Origin of the sequence: Psychroserpens mesophilus, assembly GCF_050617655.1 — a bacterium.
Taxonomy (GTDB): Bacteria; Bacteroidota; Bacteroidia; order Flavobacteriales; family Flavobacteriaceae; genus Psychroserpens; species Psychroserpens mesophilus_A.
Genome location: NZ_JBODQC010000466.1, coordinates 1 through 239, shown reverse-complemented (window position 1 = coordinate 239; position 239 = coordinate 1). Strand labels below are relative to the sequence as shown.

Annotated in this window: 1 pseudogene; it reads left to right on the top strand. The window is 31.8% G+C overall.

The window, feature by feature from the left end:
• Nucleotides 1-239 (top strand): annotated as a pseudogene (locus tag ACRHNM_RS18010) (peptidylprolyl isomerase); the annotation flags it as partial.

Below are 239 nucleotides of genomic sequence, written 5' to 3'. Positions count from 1 at the left end.
AAAAAAGCGTTATGAGATTTCATATAATTCAGAAGCTAAAAAATATTTTACACCACTTTTAGATGACAATTACTTTACGCGTTCTTGGAGATTACCAGAAGACTTTGATAAAGACAAAATTGTTTTCACTATAGGCAATCGCTCATTTACTTACGGAGAATTTGGTCATCACCTTATGTCTGCTCAACGTAACTATGCAAATAAAAAAGGTGATTTATCCGTTATCGTAGATAATGAGT